Source organism: Elizabethkingia bruuniana, from assembly GCF_002024805.1.
GTDB classification, from domain to species: domain Bacteria; phylum Bacteroidota; class Bacteroidia; order Flavobacteriales; family Weeksellaceae; genus Elizabethkingia; species Elizabethkingia bruuniana.
Map to the genome: position 1 here is coordinate 344,044 of NZ_CP014337.1, position 19,598 is coordinate 363,641.

Consider the following 19,598-nt stretch of genomic DNA (forward strand, 5'->3'; position numbering starts at 1 on the left):
GACGAAGATAAGACAGAAAAACAGATAATTCTTTTTCTAATGTAAAAAAGCTACCCCCATGGGTAGCCTTTTTTATTATTCTTTATTCTGGTTCTTATGGTTTGTAAGAATCTTTTAAAGTTACTGTTCTGTTGAAAACAAGTTTTTCATCTGAAGAATCACGATCCTTAGTGAAATAACCAATTCTCTGGAACTGTAAAGGTTCTCCGATTTCTACATCTTTCAAGCTTGGTTCAGCAAAACCATGAGCTGTATTTAATGACTCAGGGTTAATGTATTGTAAGAAATCTGCATCCTTTTCTGCATCTGGCTGCTCTACAGTAAACAAGCGTTCGTACATACGAGCTTCTACAGGAATAGCATGAGGAGCAGATACCCAATGTAATGTACCTTTTACTTTTCTCAGGCTTTCTTCAGTACCACTACCAGATTTACTCTTATCGTCGTAAGTCGCATAGATTGTAGTGATTTCACCATTATCATCCTTCTCTACACGTTCCGCTTTAATAATGTAAGCAGACTTTAGACGAACCTCTCCACCTAGTTTCAGACGGAAGAATTTATTATTAGCTTCTTCTTTAAAATCTTCTCTTTCAATATATATTTCTCTGGAGAAAGGAATTTGTCTGGTTCCTGCATTTTCATCCTCCGGATTATTTTCAGTCTCCACCCATTCTTCCTGTCCTTCCGGATAGTTTTCAATGATCAGTTTTACGGGATCTACAACAGCCATTACTCTTTTAGCCTTTTTGTTCAGGTCTTCACGTACGAAGAATTCCAGTAACTGAATATCGATAAGGTTTTCACGTTTTGCAACACCAATACGTTCGATAAAGTTACGGATAGCTTCTGCGGTATAACCTTTTCTTCTCAATCCAGAAACAGTAGGCATTCTTGGGTCGTCCCAACCAGTGACTACATTTTCTGCGATAAGCTTTTGTAGCTTTCTTTTAGAAGTAATCATATAAGTAACATTCATTCTGGCAAATTCTCTTTGCTTTGGTGCTACTTTATTTTCATCTCTTACCTGTTCAAGATACCAGTTGTATAATGGTCTGTGATTTTCGAATTCCAATGAACAAAGTGAGTGTGATACCTGCTCCAGATAATCGGATTCACCATGTGCCCAGTCGTACATCGGATAAATTTTCCATGTAGTTCCTGTTCTATGGTGTGGTTTATTCAGAATACGATACATAACAGGGTCACGCATGTTCATATTTGGCGAAATCATATCGATTTTAGCACGAAGTGACATTGATCCGCTTTCGAATTCTCCGTTTTTCATTTTTTCAAATAAATCCAGAGACTCTTCTACAGGTCTGTTTCTATATGGTGATTCCACTCCTGGTTCAGCAGGATTTTTACGTTGTTCAGTGATTACCTCAGAAGGTTGCTCGTCTACATAAGCTTTTCCTTCTTTAATCATTTGTACAGCCCAGTCATATAGCTGTTGGAAATAGTCGGACGCATAAAGTTCCTTGTCCCACTTAAAGCCAAGCCACTCTACATCCTTCTTAATAGAATCTACAAATTCCTGCTCTTCCTTTTCAGGATTTGTGTCATCAAAACGCAGGTTAACCGGAGCATTATATTTTTCACCCAAACCAAAGTTGATACAAATAGCCTTTGTGTGGCCAATGTGTAAATAACCATTCGGTTCTGGTGGGAAACGGAAACGGATTTTATCTTTTTCAAGACCGTTTGCCAAATCTTCCTCTATAATTTGCTCAATAAAATTGAGAGATTTTTTTTCTTCTTCCATTGAGATATATTCTAAGAGTGCAAATTTAACCATTTTAATCGGTTCTTCCGAATCTTTATAAAGTGTCCGATTCTGAACAAAGCGTGTCTAATACCGAACACTTATTTCCTGTGTCTTATTTTATAACAAGCTGTTAATTAGTGGTTTATGTATTGTTTGTTTTTTGGTACTCCTTAGGATAGTGTATAAGCAAGAAAATAGAGCTGAAAAATTTTTATCACTAATATTTTAGTTTTAGAAGAAATTTTAGAATATATTTGTATTACTAAATTTTTAGTTATAAAAAATTACAAGTAAAACTAATTCAATATGAAAAATAGATCAGGCATTTGGGCAGTTGTGATTCTGAGCACATTATGTTCAATAGTACACGCACAGAATACATCGGGCAAAAATTCCGAGAAAGAAATACAAACCGTAAATCTTAACGGTAAAAAGAAGCTTGTAGAAAGGAAGATAGACCGTATGGTATTCAATGTGGAAAACTCAATTGCTTCACAAGGAATGGATGGAGTAGAAGCTCTAAGAAATACCCCACTTGTAAAAGTAGATGAAACCAGTGGTATATCTATTGTTGGTAAAAGTAATGTATCAGTAATGATTAATGACAGAATTGTACAGATGTCCGGCTCTGAACTCCTGAATTATTTGAAGTCTGTAAGATCCGAGAATATTGCCAAAATAGAAGTGATAACAACGCCTCCGGCTAAATATGATGCCCAAGGAAATAGTGGTATTATTAATATCGTCCTGAAGAAAAATTCGAATCTGGGCTGGAGTGGAAATCTGACTACGGCATATATAAGAAAATCACGGGATGGGTTTGTAAATAACATGAGCTTGAATTATCAGTCCGGTAAGGTCAGCAGCTCATTAAAGCTAAGGCATTATGATACCAAAAAGAATTCTACAGAGCAAAATGAGATTATTGCAAATAAGGGATTGAAAAGCCTTGACAGAAGAGTAGACATGCCTAATGGTCTTGGATTGAATTATAGCCTTGATTATAAAATATCAGAAAAGTCTAATGCCGGAGTAGTGTACGACTTTGGTTCCGGACATATGAATATGGACATCAACAATAGTTCGGAATATTTTACCGGAAATAAGCAGGATTCGCTTCTGACGACTTATGCTGAACACCGGCAGAAAATTCCTACCCATACCCTGAATGTTTATTATGATCTGAAACTGGATACTCTTGGGAAAAAAATGTCGGTAGGGGGGAATTATTTTTCTAATATTCCGGTGAATAATATTGGTTTCAGGACTATTAATCATAATATCAACAATACACAAGATTACAGAAGCTATAGTAAAATCAATTATAGTATATGGTCCGGACAGCTAGACTTTACCTTGCCTTATAAATTTGCCAATATAGAAACCGGGGCTAAAATGGCTTATTTTCAGAATACATCGGATTTGGAGTATTTCAGAATAGTGAATGGTAGCTCTGTTTTAATGCCGGACGGAAAGAATCTTTTTGAATACAAAGAGCAAAATTATGCCGGTTATTTTAGTATTGATAAGAAAATAGATGAACAATGGTCTGCAAAAGCAGGTATACGTTATGAATATTCTGTAATCGATGGTTTTAATCCTGCTTCAGGGGAAAGGAACAAATATAATTACGGCAGATTTTTTCCTACAGCATATGTGGCTTATAAAGCAGATGATGAAAATACTTTTACAGCTAATTATTCCAGAAGGATCAACAGACCTTTCTTCAGGGCTATCAATCCTTACAGATGGTATATTAATCCATATTCTTTTGCGAAGGGAAATCCTTACCTGAGACCTTCTTATAATGATAATATAGAATTGGGATATTCTTATAAAAATAAATTTACAGCCACACTATATTATCAGCAAATTAAAGATTCTTATTCACAGTTAGTAACTTTTAATGATGGGATTAAGATTATTGATTATGCTAATATGTTCGATCAGACAAACTATGGAATGAATCTGGGGTATAATGATATTTTATTTAAATTCTGGGAACTAAGCGCAAGTGCTAATCTGTACTATTCCAAAAGTAACGGAATTATTCCGGAAGTGGTAGGACAAAAAGCATTCAACATGTATTACAATATCAATAATACTTTTACTCTGAACACGCAAAAGACTATAGCTTTGTTTGCCAATTTTACGCAACAACTTCCGGGAAGCTCAGGAAACTTCAGATCGGATGGCTATTCTTTTCTGAGCTTAGGAGCCAAACTATTTTTAATGGATAAAAAGTTGCAGATCAATGCTTCGGTAGATGATGTTTTCAAAAAAGCCTTCAGCAAAGGCGAATCGATTTTTACAGATTCGGTTATGAAGTATAGAAATTATTATGATTACAGAGGGCTTAATCTTAGTGTGAGTTATACGTTTGGAAATAATAAAGTAAAAGGAGCTAGCCGCAATGTGAAATTCGATGAGAAAAGCAGAGCTAACTAAATATATGAGTTAAATAAAAGTTAAAAATCTCCTATATGTGATTTAAATATGTAATTTAACTAACACTAAATAAATCAAAATATTATGAAAAAATTACTTAAGAAAGACTTGAAAAAAGTCAATGGTGGCGGCCCGCCTTTAGGAGGAATGGCATGTGTTTATTACGATCCGTATCTGAATAAAACAGTGGAAGGTATAACAGACAGCAATGGTGTTTGTCAATGCGTAGTATGCGAATATTAAATAATTTGTCATGAAAAAACTTCAAAGATCACATTTAAAAACAGTAAAAGGTGGCGGGAATGTTTGTGATGAATTTCCAAAAAAATATCAGCACGTTTCATGTAGCGAATATTTTAATATTCCACCTAAGTATTCACATTGTGTACTTGTTGATGTAGAATGCTTTCCTGAATAATTACCCAAAATCTTAATTATTATGAAAAAGTTAGAAAGAAGCTCATTAAAAGCATTAAAAGGAGGTAATCCCAGACCATCACCAGACGGAAACTGCTCTCCGGGATGGGGATACTGCAGTGATGGGATGTGTTATAGAGACATACATTATTGGATGTGCAAAGATAATTAGTATTATCTCTGAAGACATATAGTTATTAAATCAATTCTTAGAATAAGATCAGTCTGCAAACCACAGCTGGTCACCCTCTAGTTTCAGGCTGGATGGTGTATTATTCGTAAATAAAGCTCCGGTGCCCAAACCTTGTGGCATCGGATTCTTTTTTGTGTAGGTATACTGTGCAATAGCATTGAGTCCGATGTTGCTCTCCAATGCTGAGGTTATCCACCAGTCAATATTTTGCTGTTCTGCTAAAGCTATCCATTCATCGGAACCAGATATTCCACCAACCAATGAAGGCTTCAGAATAATATATTGAGGCTTTATAGTTTCCAAAAGTTTTTGCTTTTTTTCCAATTCCGTAATTCCGATAAGTTCTTCATCTAAGGCTATTGGAGTAGGGGTATTTGCACAAAGTAAAGCCATTTCTTGTGGATTACCAGCTTTTATAGGCTGCTCAATAGAATGTATGACCAACACAGCTAATTCTTCCAGTACAATTCTGGCTTTTGTAGTAGAGAAGGCACCATTGGCATCTACACGAAGTTCCAGCTGATTTTTAGGGAATGTTTTACGAAGTTCTTCCAATACTTTTTTTTCTTCATCCCAGTTAACACCAATCTTTAATTTGATGCAATGGAATTTTTCCTGAAGCTTTAAAGCAATCTGCTCTTTCATGAAATCCACATTGCCCATCCATATCAATCCATTGATAGTAATACTCTTTTTCCTTTCCGTAAATTCTCCCGGAAAATAAATATGACCACCATGTTTCAGATTCAGCATCGCTTGTTCGTAACCGAACCATATAGAAGGGTAGTGCAATAATTGTTCCTGTAGAAAGCTGGGTTCACTGTTAATGTTATTACATAGCCACTGCAGCTTTTCTTCATAATCCGGAACATCATCATAACTCAGCCCACGAAAAATACCACATTCTCCAGTCCCTTTCTTTTCTCCATCAGAAATATGTAAAAAGTAAGTTTCTTTTTCGGTTAATACGCCTCTGGAAGTTCCGCCCGGACGTTTGAAAATAAGATTATGACGCTGATATTCTGCCTGCATGATGATGGTTTAATAAAAACCTCAGCTTTGCTCAGTTAATTCTGATAAAGCTGAGGTTATATGTTTTAGTAGAAAAAATTACTTTCTAGATGGTTGCCTCAATAGCATTTTTCATAAACTCTTCAGCTTTTGTTACCATAGCTGCACTACCGCAGAAAAATGGTACACGCTGATGAAGCTCGGTAGGTTCTATTTCCATAATTCTTTTGAATCCGTCAGAAGCTTTTCCGCCAGCCTGCTCTGCTAAAAATGCCATTGGATTACATTCGTAAAGCAGACGTAGTTTTCCTTGTGGAGACTGTGATGTTGAAGGGTAAATATAAATACCACCTTTCAGCATGTTTCTGTGGAAATCAGCTACAAGCGAACCTATATAACGGGAAGTATATGGACGGTCTTCTTCTTCTTTCTGACAATATTTAAGATAATCTTTTACACCCTGGGGGAATTTGACATAGTTTCCTTCGTTGATGGAATAGATTTTTCCTTTTGTCGGGAATTTGATATTAGGATGAGACAGATAATAAGTTCCTAATGAAGGATCCAATGTAAATCCGTTAACTCCGTTTCCGGTTGTATAAACAATCATAGTGGAAGAACCGTAGATAACATAACCTGCCGCAATCTGATTAACTCCTTTTTGCAAGAAATCTTTTGGCTGTACAGGAGTGCCAGGCTCCGTTACTCTTCTGTATATAGAGAAAATAGTTCCGACAGAAACGTTAACATCTATATTGGAAGAACCATCTAAAGGATCGATAAGTACCACATATTTACTCATATGTGCATTTTCACTGGCTTTGATCTCTATGAAATCGTCATTTTCTTCGGATGCAATACCACAAACAACTTCACGTTGTGACAAAGCATTGATGAAAATATCATTTGCCAGTACATCCAGTTTTTGCTGATCTTCGCCTTGTACATTTGTATTCCCGGCATGTCCTATAATATTGGCAATTCCGGCTTTATTTACTTCACGGTTTACCATTTTAGAGGCCAGTCTTATGGCACTTAACAAACGGGACAATTCACCTGTCGAGTATCTGAAATCCTCCTGTTTTTCAATAATAAACTCTCCAAGTGTACGAAATGATTGTTCAGACATTATATATTGGGTTTAGATTTTTCCAAATTTCGGAAAAATATAGCACATATACATTTTTTTTATTTTTGATTGATTTTTAATACTTTTGACAAATTTTACAGCAAAAAATAAACAGAAAAATATTCAATAATTTATTAATACCTGAGAGTCAATGAAAGTTTTCAAATTTGGAGGTGCTTCGGTTAAGGATGCCGAGGGTGTAATGAATGTTGCCAGAGTATTGAAAAACCAAGGTTTTGAGCAATGTATGCTTATTGTTTCAGCAATGGGGAAGACAACAAATGCATTAGAAGTTGTTGTGGAAAACTATTTTGCAAAGGAAGATTATAAAGCGGAAACTGCGAAGATAAAACAGAACCATATTGATATAGCGAAGGGACTTTTTAAGGAAGATCATAAAATTTATGAGGAGATTGAAGAGTTTTTCTATGATATAGAATCTTTCCTCAGAAGAAATAAATCACCCAATTATAGCTTTGTTTATGATCAGGTAGTAAGCTGTGGGGAGATGATCTCTTCTAAGATATTATCAGAATATCTGGTACAGGAAAAACTAACCAATACATGGTTAGACGCAAGGGATTATATCAAAACTGATGCAAGCTACAGAGAAGGTAATGTAGACTGGAAGCTTACAGAAGAAAATTTCAAGAAATTAAATTCCAATGAATCTTTTGTTACACAAGGTTTCATTGGTTCCGATGATAATAATTTTACAGTAACATTGGGCCGTGAAGGTTCCGATTATTCAGCAGCTATTTTTGCCTATTGTCTGAATGCTGAACAAATGACGATCTGGAAAGATGTACCTGGTGTAATGACAGGAGATCCACGTAAATTTGAAGATGTGGAGCTGCTGGATAATATTTCATATGAAGAGGCAATAGAAATGGCTTATTACGGGGCTTCGGTTATTCACCCGAAAACCCTGCAGCCACTAAAACAAAAATCTATTCCTTTCTTCGTAAAATCATTTGTAGAAGATGATAAACCCGGAACAAAAGTTTCCGGAGATGAAAACTATCCGAGAAAGGAAAGTTATATTCTGAAAGAAAACCAGACTCTAATGACTATTGCGACACGTGACTTCTCCTTTATAGCGGAGGATCACATGAGTTATATTTTTGCAGAGCTGGCTAAATTCAAAATTAAAGTATCTTTAATACAGAATACTGCAATCTCTCTGGCTTTATGTCTGGAAGATAAATTTAAGAATAGTGAGAAACTGAATGTAACATTAAACGAAAAATTCGACACATCATTAATAACAGATGTTGCTCTCTTTACAATAAGAAATGCAAATATGAATGATGCTGAGAAATTTTACAAAGACAAAAATGTATTAATGGAGCAGCTTGCTGCCAATACATTGCAAATGGTAACGAAATAAAAAAGAATGAGCTTAGTAAGCAGGGAAGACCTTATTAAGGCCGTCGGACTGGATAAAATCGGATTTCTGAAGAAACCGGTGGCATCCACTATGATGAATATTGTCCAAATCAATAAACTGAATAAACTATACGATAAATTAAAAGACAAGGAAGGAAAAGATTTTTTTGAATCTTATCTGAATGAACTGAACGTAAAATATCTGGTGTTTGCTGAAGATTTGGCCAAAGTACCAAAAACAGGGCCTTTTATACTGGTGTCTAACCATCCGCTGGGAGCACTGGATGGAATACTGATGACTAAAATTATTTCTGAAATAAGACCGGATTTCAAAATTATGGGGAACTTTTTGCTGTCTAAAATCCAGCCAATGAGCCCTTTTGTAATTCCTGTTAATCCTTTTGAAGGTCGTAAAGAAGCTTTCAGCAGCCTGAACGGAATGCGCGCTGCTATGAAACACCTGGAAGAAGGTGGCTGTTTTGGAGTATTTCCTGCAGGAGAAGTTTCCAACAGAAACAACAGGTATAATGAAATTCTGGATAAGGACTGGGAATCTCCAATCCTTAAACTGATTCAGCGAATGAATGTGCCGGTAATCCCAATGTACTTCCATGCTAAAAACAGCCGTATGTTCTATAATATGGCGAAAATTCATCCTGATTTGCAGACTGTAATGCTGCCTTCGGAGATGATGAACAAGCGCGAAAAGCCAATTAAAATAAGAATAGGGAAGCCTATTTTACCTAAAATATTAAAAGAATATGAAACACCTGAGGAATTAGGTGAGTTTCTGAAGAATAAGGTTTACATGATGAAATCTTATTTTGATAAAAGAAAGCGTGTAACGGATTATCTTAAAATACCTAATCTGAGTAGTAAATTTCAGTTGAACCAGGACGAACATGTTGTTCATAATATTATCTCTGAAACCAGCAAAGAACATCTGGTAGATGAGATTAAACATCTGAGAAATATCGACGGAAAATTACTTTTTGCGAACGGCGATTATGAAATCTACTTTGCCAATGCTGATGAGATTCCTTTTGTAATGAGGGAAATCGGCAGACAAAGGGAGCTTACTTTCCGTGATGTAGGAGAGGGGACAAATATGCCATTCGATTTGGATGAATACGATAAACATTACCATCATTTATTCCTTTGGGATAAAGGCGAAGAAAAGCTTGCAGGTGCTTACCGTATGGCATTAGGAGTTGAGGTAATGAAGAAGTATGGTATTAACGGATTCTACACCAGCTCACTTTTCGATTTTGATCAGGAATTACAGCCTTTCTTCCGTAAGGTAATTGAAATGGGTAGGGCATATGTAATGAAGGATTACCAACAAAAACCTTTGCCGCTTTTCTTATTATGGAGAGGTATTGTCCATGTGTGTCTTAGAAATCCGGAGCATAAATTCCTGATGGGAGGTGTTAGTATCAGTAATAAATTCTCTGACTTCAGTAAAACACTGATGATAGAATTTATGCGTTCTCATTATTATGACTCTGTAGTAGCACAATATATTCATCCTAAAAACGAATATAAAGTTAGACTTAAAGAGCGTGATAAGCTAATGTTTTTTGAGGGTCTGGATAATGACCTGAACAAGTTCGATAAACTTATGGACGATTTCGAGCCTGAAATGCGTATGCCTGTATTAATCAAGAAATACATCAAGCAGAATGCGAAGGTTATATCTTTCAATGTAGATCCTAACTTCAATGATGCTATTGATGGGCTAATGTATATCCGAATCAGTGATCTTCCGGAAAGCACTATTAAGCCTGTTTTAGAGGAAATGAGTGAATATTATAAAAATTTGGGAGAAAAAAAATGTACTGATAATCAGTAATGTCATAAATCTCTTCAAAAAAAGTAATAAAAAAATTTGCATGGTATGTATAATGTATGTACTTTTGCATCACTAAAAAACAACGGGATAATCGGGGTTTTGAAGTGAATGGTTTCTTAGCTCAGTTGGTAGAGCAATGGATTGAAAATCCATGTGTCCCTGGTTCGATTCCTGGAGAAACCACAAGAAATTAGATGATTTCTAACAAAATCCCTCAAATGATATTATTTGAGGGATTTTTATTTTAAATAGTATACAAAATAAGCTATTTTCTCACAAATTAAAAGAGACCTTTTGGGTGATCTATATATTTAAACTCTGTAGGTTACCAAATCTCTTCAAAAGTTTTATAAGCAAGGCTGGCCAATAATCGAAAATCCTTGAAATCGAAATAAATCTTTTAAATTGGGAGTAGCGCTGAAATTCTTTATATCAAAAGATTTAATTATTGTAATCTTACATTTCCTTTCTTATTTCTCACATTGTTTTCCCTGTATTTTTTTATCATTTTGTTGAGGTGGCTACTATCTGTAAAACCAAGTTTAGAAGCAGCCTCCTGGAAAGATGCATTGGTGAATTTTGCTCTTGATCGAGCTATCCGCAATTTGGTATGTAGTACGTAATCCTGAAATTTTTTAAACGTATTTCTTTTGAAATAATCACTAAAGTACTGATTAGATTCATTAACTATTAAAAAAAGAAATTGATAATCTCTTTACAAATGTAAATGAAATTGTTTTTTTCTCTTATCAATTTTGTGATGCTTTTTAAAAGACAATAAAAATGAAAAAAATCGCATTAATTTTATTAACCGCATTGTCTATATCTGCCAATGCACAAACCAAGCAAAGTAATATGAAAGAACAAAAGAACTACACTATTATGTTGTTAATGAATGCTACGGCAAAATGGCTTTCTTTAAACAGAGCAGAACGAAGTGCTTTTTTTGAAAAGGAAGTAATACCTATCTTCAGTAAAGTAGGAGAAAATACAAAAATAAATTTGTATGACAGTGAATATTTTCATTCATCTGTATCAGATTTTATGATAATCAATACAACGCATTTGGATGAATATGAATTGATAATCGAGTTGTTACGTGATACTAAAATTTATGGAGCTCCTTATTTTGATATTAAAGATATTATTATAGGGCAAGAAAATTTATTTGAGAGTTTTAATGAAAAATTTAAAAGCTTCAACTAGTAAATGAACCTTCTTGGGAATCATTGCAAATTATAAGTAATAATTTCTCTACTTGATCTAAAATTGGGTAGATAAATAAAATTGTTAATTATGTTTATATTATCCTTACTTCCAAAAAAAGTAAGGTTTTTTGTTTTTCTGCAAGAGCTTTTATCAAGCTAGTTTTCAATAATGACATTATTAGTAGAATGATTTATACCCATGTTAAGAAAATAAACTTCCGGTTATGTCCTTCTAACATTTTAGCTTGCAGATAAATATTAAGATTAAAAGCATTGTCAAAATAGATATAATTTAATTAAAAGTAACTAAATTATAATAAAAGCTTGCACAATACAGATTATATCTGTATTTTTGCACCACTTTAAAAACGAAATTATACGTTTTATAGTAATGGTTTCTTAGCTCAGTTGGTAGAGCAATGGATTGAAAATCCATGTGTCCCTGGTTCGATTCCTGGAGAAACCACAAAAACCACCTGATTAGGTGGTTTTTTTGTTTTATGAGTATGTTGGGGAATAATCCCCCAAAGCAGATAGAAAGAGAAGAAGATTGGTAATATATTTATTATTTAAAATGGTTCTAAATAAATTGCTTTTATTTCACTTTTATATCTTAAAAATTAATACCTTAGCGCTTAAATTAAATTAAAATGGGAATAATCCTCAAGCCGATTGATGTTGTAGACGACATTTCTCAGGAAGATTTTCGTGAAAAATACCTGAAACCGCGTAAGCCTGTGGTTATAAAAAATATGGCTAAAAAATGGCCCGCATATCAAAAGTGGACCATGGATTATGTAAAAGAAGTAGTAGGGGATGTAACAGTTCCTTTATATGATAGCTCTAAAGCAGATCCTTCTGCTCCGATTAATGCCTCTGCTGCAGAAATGAAGTTTGGTGATTATATAGATCTTATTCAGCGTGAGCCAACGGATCTTAGAATCTTCTTTTTTGATCCTATAAAATTTGCTCCGAAATTACTAAACGATTATATCTCTCCTAAAGATCTTATGGGAGGTTTTCTGGATAAATACCCGAGTATGTTCTTCGGGGGTAAAGGATCGGTAACTTTCCTGCATTATGATATCGATATGCCACATATTTTCCATACGCATTTTAACGGAAGAAAGCATGTGATGCTTTTTGAATACAAATGGAAAGACCGCCTGTATCAAATTCCGTATGCAACTTATGCATTGGAGGATTATGATATAGAAAATCCCGATTTCGAAAAATTCCCGGCATTAGATGGGATTGAGGGAATAGAATGTTTCCTGGAGCATGGTGATACCTTGTTTATGCCAACCGGATGGTGGCACTGGATGAAATATCTGGATGGATCTTTCTCTATTTCGCTTCGTGCATGGGACAAGAGCTGGGCTATAAAAGCACACTCTCTGTGGAATCTTACTGTGCAGCGTAAATTTGATAACTTTATGAAGTCCCGTTACAAAAAGAGGTATATGGACTGGAAAGAAAAGAAAGCAATTAAAAGAGCTAATGAGGCACTGAGAAAAGGGCTGCCAAAATAGATAAAAGAATAATAAATAAACAGACCGGGAGAATTTCTTTCGGTCTGTTTATTTAGTGTAATCATCTTATTTCTGTTTTTTATATTCTTCATTAAGTTAATTTTATCGAAATTAGATACACGAAAAGACAATATATGAAAACTAGCCGGCCGGAAGAAATAGTTGCCCAATTCAATCAGCTTATTCAAAATAATCTGAATGAATTAATAAGCGGTGTCACTGATGAATATCTGGATATTCATAAAATAGCAGACAAAATACACATCAACGCAACGCATTTAAGTAATACGGTTAAAGAAACTACCGGAAAATCACCTTGTGATATATGCAATGAAAAAACCATAGACCTTATAAAAGAGTTGTTGGCAACAACTGATTTGTCAATTGCTGAAATTGCATTCAAACTTACCTATGAGCCTACAAATTTTACAAAGTATTTTAAAAAACACACCGGAATGCTACCATCGGTATACCGTTCCACGTTTCGACAGGAAAATACTTAAACGTTCACCATATCAAGAAGTAGATACTTCGGTAATTTTGTTTTATTAATTTAAAAAAATAGAAAGATGTCACAGAGTAAAATAGCTTTAATAACAGGCGGAAGCAGAGGCTTAGGGCGCAATGCTGCTATAAAAATTGCACAAAAAGGTATTGATGTAATTATCACTTATATCCATAATGAAGAGAAGGCTAATGAAGTTGTTGAAGAAATACAAAAACTTGGAAGAAAAGCGAAGGCATTAAAAATTGATACAGGAAATACAAAAGAGTTTGGGGCTTTTGTGACGGAACTAAGCACATATCTTCAAAATGAATATGGTCTTGCTAAATTTGATTTCCTGATAAATAATGCCGGAACAGGAGGGCATACTGCATTTGTAGATGCTACAGAAGATGAGTTTGATACAATGGTAAATATTCATTTTAAGGGTGTTTATTTTCTTACACAAAAACTTTTGCCATACCTGAATGATGGAGGAAGTATTATCAATATCTCATCAGGGCTTGCACGTTTCTCTCACCCAAATACATCTATGTATGCAAGCGTGAAAGGTGCTATGGAAGTAGTTACCAGAATTTGGGCTCTGGAACTCGGGCAAAGACAAATAAGAGTGAATATCGTTGCTCCGGGTGCTGTGGGAACAGATTTTAATGGCGGAACTGTTCGCGATAATGAGAAAGTTAATGAGGTTGTTGCAGGACTTACAGCTTTGGGAAGAGCCGGAGTTCCGGATGATATTGGTGGTGTTATAGCATTTTTATGTACAGAAGACGCACGCTGGATCAATGGACAAAGAATCGAAGTCTCAGGAGGAATGCATCTGTAAAAGAATTTGAAAGTAAAAATCTTAGAATAAATAAACAGCTATCATCAATATGATAGCTGTTTATTCTTTTTATATAGATATGAAATTATAACTCTTAAAAAATTATTTATATGTCTTTCATAAATTTAATTAAATTGCATAATAAATTTATTAATATTTAGTGTAAATGTTTGAAAAACTAATTGACAGCTTCGAAAAACTTTGTTTACAGATTATTATTGAAATATTACTGGTTCCGGTAACTATTTTTAAATTGTTTCAGAAGTCTGCCCGATGTTATGATCTTTCAGTGCACGAAATGGAAAAGGAAGAGACAGAACGTTTCAAGGATTACCTGTCTCCGATAAAATTATCGGTTTATACATCTGTTATCGTTTCTATATTGTTAATGGATTATGGTGGCGAACAAAATTTTGTTTCCAGAATTAAAGGAGTAAGTATGGTGGAGAAGGCACTGTTTATTTTTCTGATCAATAATTTTACAGCTGTTCTCTTTAGTGTTGTTCTGCTTTGGTACAAAAGGGAGAAAGTTAATACCACCACATTCCGGACACTTTTATTCTCTTTTATATATACCACTGTTTATACTTCAACGCCAGCCTTTTTATTTACTTTCTCAATGATGTTTCTGGGACAGACCGCAAATGTAGATGAATATATACAACACCTCAATCTAGCCGCTAGCGTAGGAATAAAGGAATGCTTATTTCTTGTTATTTGCTTAGTAACTATAGCGATTGGAGGGCTTGGAGTGATTAAGTTAGTCAGAGCGCTGCATCATATTCTTAAAGAAAACTTCCGGTATCACCCATATATCGTCTGGTTTTTTACTTTATTGTTCTTTGCAATACAAGTATTGTATACGATGGAGTTTGTAGGGTAAACTCTGAAGTATCAGGATCATTATATTTCATTCATACAACACCATAAAAATGCCATAAATAATCAGAAATTGTATTTTTGTAGAGAATATACAAGTACGAAGTGATCTGAAATGATGGAATCTATATGTTTTAGCTGAGAAAATGATAAGGTTGAGTCCTGTTTTTTTTTTACTAAAACATTTTTCTTTTTACACCTACAAAAGATACATAATTGCGGATGAGAAGCTATCTGCTTCAAAGAAGAAGTATACTACAAAAAATAGATCATATAACTTGTATTTCAGAAGATGATTAAAAATAAAATACAAATTAAATGATTGAAAAACTACTTGTGAAATCTGTAATAACTGGTTGTGTATTGTTCTCTGTTCTCTCATGCAGAAGTTCGAGCGATGCAGTAAATACAGGAGAAACCAGTGTCAGAATTAATCTTTTAGGCAGCGGCTTTATCCAGGAAGGAACTTTAGGTCCACAGGCCACAGCGAATAATCTGAAAATAAACAATACAAAAGAGCAACAGCAGGTCTTAGCACTAAATGAGGACTATAAATTGGTTGCTGTTCTGTCTCTGGATAATTCTCAACCCCTCAATAATTCTCAGGCTTCCCTGAAAGCTGCTACACCTCCTTTAAAGGAACCGAATAACCTGGGTTATGGCATTAAGTACAAAGTTGTTGTATACGATGGAAATGGCCTGTATATAACCGAAAAAGATTATGTAAGCGGGGAAGAGCGGAATGCGTCTCCGATTACAGGACTAAATGGAGGCTATACTTATACATTTGTAGTCTATTCAATTGGTTCAAAATCGGTATTACCTTCTGTTACATATCCGGATCAGGCCAATAAAACACTAGCTTCGGCTTCTGTAGAAGAGATACCGGGAAGCAGTGATCTGATGTATTTTTCCAAAACAATGGAGATCACAGGAAACAATACCAATTATCTGGACGTCGTTTTTTCTCATCAATTTAGTCAGATTACCGTTTATCTGGATGCAACACCAACACAATGGTATAATATTACTAATCTTCAAGGAGTCAGCATATCTCCGCATCATAATAAAGCAAAAATGCTAATGAACAACGGTAGTATAGTACCCGAGCAGCAGGCTGCAGATGGAGGAATTGTTAATTTTCCAGTACTTAATTCAAAAAGTGTAAAGGCTGATCCTGTGTATATCAACACTAACAAGGTCACCAACGGTGTTTTTGCAATTCAGACGATTCTTATGACACATCAGAACGATACTCCTGTAAGTCTTCAGAATATTACACTAAACGATCTGAATATAACACCAGGTGTAAGATATAATCTTAAAATTTCTCTACAGCCGAATGATAAATATCTTTCTTACAGGGGATATCAGGCAGTACGTTTAAGCGGAATGATATGGATGCGTCATAATCTTGGTGCCGATCTGATAGCGGATCCGGATGTACCTGCCCAGCAGATAAACGGGGACTATTATCAGTTTGGTAAGAAAACTGCAGTAGCAAATGCGACAACACCTGCGAATTCAATTTCGAAATGGGATATTAGCAGTGCTCCTAATGATGCCTGGAATTCAGGGAGTTTCTTAGTCGCTGTAAAAACAGCTAACGATCCGTGTCCGGACGGATGGCGTTTGCCAACTAACAGAGAAATCAATGCTCTGGATAAGGGTACAAGTAAGTCAACAGCAGGTACGGTTCAGAATTCGGCAACGAATTATTCTGCAGCTAAAGTACTCACCAGTGTTTTTGATCCAAGCATTAAGATGACGGTTCCTTTTAGTGGTTATCGAAGTGCATCAGACGGGACCTTGCTCTCCAGAGGGGAAAGAGGTGGATTCTGGAGTGCTACGCCTAATTTTAGTAATGCTACTCAGGCAGTACAATGGGCACTTTATGATATGCATCCCATTAATAATAATTATCCATGGGCTACAAGATCAGAAGCTGTATCAGTACGTTGTATAGCGACTTTTCCACTGGATAGGTAGAATTGGAGTATTATAAATTTTATCGTCGATTTTACTTACGAGATAATTTTTTTAATGGAGTAATTGAAATTTATATATTTACAGAAAATAATACTATTAAATATATACTTTATACATGAAAAAATATCTTTTACTTATTCCATTTTTGTTAGTGGGCTGCAGTTTTAATAGAACTTATAGAAACAGAGCAGAAGATAAAGAAGAAGCTGAAAAAGTAGTGAGTAAACTTTATTATACACTTCAGAATGGAGATTTACAAAAAGCCTCAAAGTTTTTTAGTGGGAAATTTTTTCAGGTGACTGACAAAAATAAGTTTAACAAATTGTTTAAAAAAATGGATGAATATGGAAAGGTATCAGACTATAATTTATCTAAATGGGAAACTTTGGTTGTAGAAGGAACTAATTCGAAAGCTGAGTATGTTTTGACTTATGATGTGAAAAGAGACAGTACAAAAATGCAGGAGGTTTTTAGTATGGAGAAAGAAAATGATAGTATTAAAATAGTTGGTTACAGAGTCAATTACGACTTTCTTTTAGAGAAATAGATAGGATACTTCTATATTTCTCCTATTGTTATATATCTCATTTACATTATTGTAACTATAAAGGCTTGTTAGGTATTTTATTAATCACGATCCAGAGGCTCGTGCTAGCAGGAAATTTTACTTAAAAGAAATATCGGAGACTCTTATATATTCCAAATAATATAATAAAAAGCCCTATGTATATTCCCCAAAAGGAACGCATGTACATAATAATAAAAAAATTATCTTCAGATTGAGATTTGTTTTTTCTTCTAAATGGTTTGAAAGGCTTGTATCCTTCATTATTAAGGTCTTTATGTATAAATTTTGAAATAATTAAAATAATTACCCCAAATGATATAAGAGTTAATCCTTCCTGAAATTCATTTAAGCCATTTAACCAGTTATCTATATTATTATTCATTTTAAAAATATATTTTAATTTTTAAAAGATTCATCCATTGCTTTATTTGCAGGATATTCTTTGGTATTAGAGTTCTGCCCGTACTTCGTAAATATAGTCTTTTAATAAAAATAAGCTGCCTGAAAAGGCAGCTTGATAAGTATTTTGTTAGTCGCGAGCCTAAGGCTCGCGCTAGCGAGGGATCTTGCTTCTTATCATCAGATGTATCTTGGTTTTCATCACTCAACACTATAAATGTCAGAGTTTATTACAATTTTTGTGATCTCATAATTATTATTGTAATAATATTCTATATTATTGCGAGTATATTCATCCCAATATATGAATGAGGAGATATAAGAGTTATTTGTTTTTTTTATAGTAAAATCACTTCCTTTTCTATTATTTCCTTTTGAAATACGATAATTTCTAATATTAGACATCCATAAGGCACTATCATTATTTATGGAAAATTTAGAATCAGATACATAAAATTCTCCCTGTTTCTTGATAAAATAAAATTCAATATTTCCTGACAAATCCTTAACAGTTATTTTATTGCTGTCTTTTAAAGAGACCCTTAATATATTTTTATTATTCTTTTTGTTAATTAAATCAACACTATAATTCTTTTTGCATGAATATAATGTGAATAAAATTATTAATAATGCTATAATTCTCATTTTTATATTATTGATTATTATTACCATATTGGTGTTCTTCCCGATGTCGCGGATTTGTAATCCGTGCCTTCATTCTATCCCATAAAGATAACTTCAATATCTAATACACTATTTAAATCTGAATAATTTCTGGCTGAACTAAAATAGTAACTTTATGCTTCGTTCGTATCAATGTAAATATACTATATTTAAAAAACAAGCTGCCTGAAAAGGCAGCTTGTTAAGTATATTATTAATCGAAGAGTTAGTTGTGGTTCACACTAATGAGAGGAAATAACTGCATGGTACATCTACTGTATTATTTTACCCTCTTTATCAAAAATAAATGAGTTTATTTTAATCTTTTTGTGCTTTACAAAATCATAGATATAGTATGGACTATTCATTTCAGAGCTACTAAAAGAATCTCGAAGGGATAATAAATGTTCATCTTTTCCCTGTAGGTAATTGTTTAATATATATGAAAATTCTCTAAAGTATTCATTCGAAGAATCTTTTGTAATAAGTATTTCTTTTTCTTTATTTTTTTTATCATTACTCAATAGTTTTATTTTCCCATCTAAAGAAGTATATAATAATGCAGAATAATATAAAGGGGCATCTTTGACTAACATATTTTTTTTCCATCTTATTATTAAAATAGAGGACTTACTTTCTTTGGAAAGAATATCCTTTATAATTTTATGTTGCTCATTGTATAAGTTACTTTTAAGTGCCTCTATATCTATAGTTTGGTACTTTTTGTATAAAGGGTTACAGGATAAATATAATGGTAAAAGTAACACATAAATATATTTTTTATTATTCATAATTCTACCATATATAGTTTTCCTTTCTGTT

At 34.0% G+C, this 19,598-nt stretch carries 20 protein-coding genes and 2 tRNA genes; 15 read left to right on the forward strand and 7 right to left on the reverse strand.

All coding sequences use genetic code 11. The features are described 5' to 3' along the window. Window positions 1–94: 94 nt before the first annotated feature. Window positions 95–1,765 carry a glutamine--tRNA ligase/YqeY domain fusion protein gene (locus tag AYC65_RS01610; protein WP_034869369.1) on the reverse strand — a complete coding sequence of 557 codons (1,671 nt, stop codon included), beginning with the start codon at window positions 1,763–1,765 and terminating at the stop codon, window positions 95–97. Window positions 1,766–2,074: 309 nt separating this feature from the next. Between AYC65_RS01610 and AYC65_RS01615 the strand changes: the two genes are divergently transcribed. From AYC65_RS01615 to AYC65_RS20905, 4 genes are all read left to right on the forward strand, one after another. Next, window positions 2,075–4,216, forward strand: a complete 2,142-nt coding sequence (locus AYC65_RS01615; protein WP_034869367.1) for an outer membrane beta-barrel family protein — start codon at window positions 2,075–2,077, stop codon at window positions 4,214–4,216. Between the two features lie 84 nt (window positions 4,217–4,300). Further along, entirely contained in the window at window positions 4,301–4,459 is a 159-nt protein-coding gene (locus AYC65_RS20650; protein ID WP_155604362.1) for a hypothetical protein, read from the forward strand. A gap of 10 nt (window positions 4,460–4,469) precedes the next feature. Beyond that, a complete protein-coding gene (locus AYC65_RS20655) occupies window positions 4,470–4,634 on the forward strand; it encodes a hypothetical protein (protein WP_155604361.1) in 165 nt (54 codons plus the stop codon). A gap of 21 nt (window positions 4,635–4,655) precedes the next feature. Continuing rightward, window positions 4,656–4,805: a hypothetical protein gene (locus AYC65_RS20905; RefSeq protein WP_165689196.1), complete on the forward strand. Its 150-nt coding sequence runs from the start codon at window positions 4,656–4,658 to the stop codon at window positions 4,803–4,805. Between the two features lie 48 nt (window positions 4,806–4,853). Here the strand turns inward: AYC65_RS20905 and AYC65_RS01620 are convergent, their stop codons facing one another. Both AYC65_RS01620 and fbp read right to left on the reverse strand, forming a co-directional pair. Next, window positions 4,854–5,858 carry an o-succinylbenzoate synthase gene (locus AYC65_RS01620; RefSeq protein WP_034869364.1) on the reverse strand — a complete coding sequence of 335 codons (1,005 nt, stop codon included), beginning with the start codon at window positions 5,856–5,858 and terminating at the stop codon, window positions 4,854–4,856. Window positions 5,859–5,943: 85 nt separating this feature from the next. Further along, window positions 5,944–6,966, reverse strand: coding sequence for a class 1 fructose-bisphosphatase (fbp, locus tag AYC65_RS01625; protein ID WP_034869362.1), 1,023 nt, complete (start codon window positions 6,964–6,966; stop codon window positions 5,944–5,946). A gap of 151 nt (window positions 6,967–7,117) precedes the next feature. On the opposite strand from fbp, the gene AYC65_RS01630 reads away from it, so the two are divergent. From AYC65_RS01630 to AYC65_RS01640, 3 genes are all read left to right on the forward strand, one after another. Beyond that, window positions 7,118–8,356 carry an aspartate kinase gene (locus AYC65_RS01630; RefSeq protein WP_034869358.1) on the forward strand — a complete coding sequence of 413 codons (1,239 nt, stop codon included), beginning with the start codon at window positions 7,118–7,120 and terminating at the stop codon, window positions 8,354–8,356. A gap of 6 nt (window positions 8,357–8,362) precedes the next feature. Further along, the gene (locus AYC65_RS01635; RefSeq protein WP_034869357.1) at window positions 8,363–10,207 is read left to right on the forward strand and encodes a lysophospholipid acyltransferase family protein; all 1,845 of its coding nucleotides are present in this window, start codon (window positions 8,363–8,365) and stop codon (window positions 10,205–10,207) included. A 110-nt stretch (window positions 10,208–10,317) separates the two neighbouring features. Beyond that, window positions 10,318–10,390: transfer RNA gene (locus tag AYC65_RS01640), tRNA-Phe, on the forward strand. A gap of 262 nt (window positions 10,391–10,652) precedes the next feature. Here AYC65_RS01640 and AYC65_RS21240 read toward each other — a convergent pair. After that, window positions 10,653–10,898, reverse strand: coding sequence for a helix-turn-helix domain-containing protein (locus AYC65_RS21240; RefSeq protein ID WP_108721291.1), 246 nt, complete (start codon window positions 10,896–10,898; stop codon window positions 10,653–10,655). A 92-nt stretch (window positions 10,899–10,990) separates the two neighbouring features. Here AYC65_RS21240 and AYC65_RS01645 point away from each other — a divergent pair, with 92 nt between their 5' ends. The 8 genes from AYC65_RS01645 to AYC65_RS01680 all read left to right on the forward strand — a co-directional run bounded on the left by AYC65_RS01645 (window position 10,991) and on the right by AYC65_RS01680 (window position 17,693). Further along, window positions 10,991–11,413: a darcynin family protein gene (locus tag AYC65_RS01645; protein WP_052114667.1), complete on the forward strand. Its 423-nt coding sequence runs from the start codon at window positions 10,991–10,993 to the stop codon at window positions 11,411–11,413. A gap of 395 nt (window positions 11,414–11,808) precedes the next feature. Next, window positions 11,809–11,881 (forward strand) — tRNA-Phe (locus tag AYC65_RS01650). A gap of 184 nt (window positions 11,882–12,065) precedes the next feature. Beyond that, window positions 12,066–12,947: a cupin-like domain-containing protein gene (locus AYC65_RS01655; protein ID WP_034869354.1), complete on the forward strand. Its 882-nt coding sequence runs from the start codon at window positions 12,066–12,068 to the stop codon at window positions 12,945–12,947. 134 nt (window positions 12,948–13,081) lie between these two features. Next, window positions 13,082–13,450 (forward strand): helix-turn-helix domain-containing protein, encoded by a 369-nt coding sequence (locus tag AYC65_RS01660; RefSeq protein ID WP_034869352.1) that lies wholly within the window; start codon window positions 13,082–13,084, stop codon window positions 13,448–13,450. A 66-nt stretch (window positions 13,451–13,516) separates the two neighbouring features. Further along, window positions 13,517–14,278: an SDR family NAD(P)-dependent oxidoreductase gene (locus tag AYC65_RS01665; RefSeq protein ID WP_034869349.1), complete on the forward strand. Its 762-nt coding sequence runs from the start codon at window positions 13,517–13,519 to the stop codon at window positions 14,276–14,278. 166 nt (window positions 14,279–14,444) lie between these two features. Further along, a complete protein-coding gene (locus AYC65_RS01670; protein ID WP_034869347.1) occupies window positions 14,445–15,161 on the forward strand; it encodes a hypothetical protein in 717 nt (238 codons plus the stop codon). 314 nt (window positions 15,162–15,475) lie between these two features. Beyond that, window positions 15,476–17,146, forward strand: a complete 1,671-nt coding sequence (locus AYC65_RS01675) for an FISUMP domain-containing protein (protein ID WP_034869344.1) — start codon at window positions 15,476–15,478, stop codon at window positions 17,144–17,146. Window positions 17,147–17,261: 115 nt separating this feature from the next. After that, window positions 17,262–17,693, forward strand: coding sequence for a hypothetical protein (locus AYC65_RS01680; RefSeq protein ID WP_034869342.1), 432 nt, complete (start codon window positions 17,262–17,264; stop codon window positions 17,691–17,693). A 121-nt stretch (window positions 17,694–17,814) separates the two neighbouring features. Here AYC65_RS01680 and AYC65_RS01685 read toward each other — a convergent pair whose 3' ends face one another. The 3 genes from AYC65_RS01685 to AYC65_RS01695 form a co-directional block, all read right to left on the reverse strand. After that, entirely contained in the window at window positions 17,815–18,096 is a 282-nt protein-coding gene (locus tag AYC65_RS01685) for a hypothetical protein (RefSeq protein ID WP_034869340.1), read from the reverse strand. A gap of 218 nt (window positions 18,097–18,314) precedes the next feature. Then, complete coding sequence (locus AYC65_RS01690; RefSeq protein WP_131828197.1) at window positions 18,315–18,758, reverse strand: hypothetical protein; 444 nt, start codon at window positions 18,756–18,758, stop codon at window positions 18,315–18,317. Between the two features lie 290 nt (window positions 18,759–19,048). Continuing rightward, the gene (locus tag AYC65_RS01695) at window positions 19,049–19,567 is read right to left on the reverse strand and encodes a hypothetical protein (RefSeq protein ID WP_059333909.1); all 519 of its coding nucleotides are present in this window, start codon (window positions 19,565–19,567) and stop codon (window positions 19,049–19,051) included. Between the last annotated feature and the right edge of the window lie 31 nt (window positions 19,568–19,598).

What these genes read in the sequence shown, in the direction of transcription:
- AYC65_RS01610 (WP_034869369.1), bottom strand. Translation starts at nt 1,765, where the DNA reads ATGGAAGAAGAAAAAAAATCTCTCAATTTTATTGAGCAAATTATAGAG.
- AYC65_RS01615 (WP_034869367.1), top strand. Translation starts at nt 2,075, where the DNA reads ATGAAAAATAGATCAGGCATTTGGGCAGTTGTGATTCTGAGCACATTA.
- AYC65_RS20650 (WP_155604362.1), top strand. Translation starts at nt 4,301, where the DNA reads ATGAAAAAATTACTTAAGAAAGACTTGAAAAAAGTCAATGGTGGCGGC.
- AYC65_RS20655 (WP_155604361.1), top strand. Translation starts at nt 4,470, where the DNA reads ATGAAAAAACTTCAAAGATCACATTTAAAAACAGTAAAAGGTGGCGGG.
- AYC65_RS20905 (WP_165689196.1), top strand. Translation starts at nt 4,656, where the DNA reads ATGAAAAAGTTAGAAAGAAGCTCATTAAAAGCATTAAAAGGAGGTAAT.
- AYC65_RS01620 (WP_034869364.1), bottom strand. Translation starts at nt 5,858, where the DNA reads ATGCAGGCAGAATATCAGCGTCATAATCTTATTTTCAAACGTCCGGGC.
- fbp (WP_034869362.1), bottom strand. Translation starts at nt 6,966, where the DNA reads ATGTCTGAACAATCATTTCGTACACTTGGAGAGTTTATTATTGAAAAA.
- AYC65_RS01630 (WP_034869358.1), top strand. Translation starts at nt 7,118, where the DNA reads ATGAAAGTTTTCAAATTTGGAGGTGCTTCGGTTAAGGATGCCGAGGGT.
- AYC65_RS01635 (WP_034869357.1), top strand. Translation starts at nt 8,363, where the DNA reads ATGAGCTTAGTAAGCAGGGAAGACCTTATTAAGGCCGTCGGACTGGAT.
- AYC65_RS01645 (WP_052114667.1), top strand. Translation starts at nt 10,991, where the DNA reads ATGAAAAAAATCGCATTAATTTTATTAACCGCATTGTCTATATCTGCC.
- AYC65_RS01655 (WP_034869354.1), top strand. Translation starts at nt 12,066, where the DNA reads ATGGGAATAATCCTCAAGCCGATTGATGTTGTAGACGACATTTCTCAG.
- AYC65_RS01660 (WP_034869352.1), top strand. Translation starts at nt 13,082, where the DNA reads ATGAAAACTAGCCGGCCGGAAGAAATAGTTGCCCAATTCAATCAGCTT.
- AYC65_RS01665 (WP_034869349.1), top strand. Translation starts at nt 13,517, where the DNA reads ATGTCACAGAGTAAAATAGCTTTAATAACAGGCGGAAGCAGAGGCTTA.
- AYC65_RS01670 (WP_034869347.1), top strand. Translation starts at nt 14,445, where the DNA reads ATGTTTGAAAAACTAATTGACAGCTTCGAAAAACTTTGTTTACAGATT.
- AYC65_RS01675 (WP_034869344.1), top strand. Translation starts at nt 15,476, where the DNA reads ATGATTGAAAAACTACTTGTGAAATCTGTAATAACTGGTTGTGTATTG.
- AYC65_RS01680 (WP_034869342.1), top strand. Translation starts at nt 17,262, where the DNA reads ATGAAAAAATATCTTTTACTTATTCCATTTTTGTTAGTGGGCTGCAGT.
- AYC65_RS01685 (WP_034869340.1), bottom strand. Translation starts at nt 18,096, where the DNA reads ATGAATAATAATATAGATAACTGGTTAAATGGCTTAAATGAATTTCAG.
- AYC65_RS01690 (WP_131828197.1), bottom strand. Translation starts at nt 18,758, where the DNA reads ATGAGAATTATAGCATTATTAATAATTTTATTCACATTATATTCATGC.
- AYC65_RS01695 (WP_059333909.1), bottom strand. Translation starts at nt 19,567, where the DNA reads ATGAATAATAAAAAATATATTTATGTGTTACTTTTACCATTATATTTA.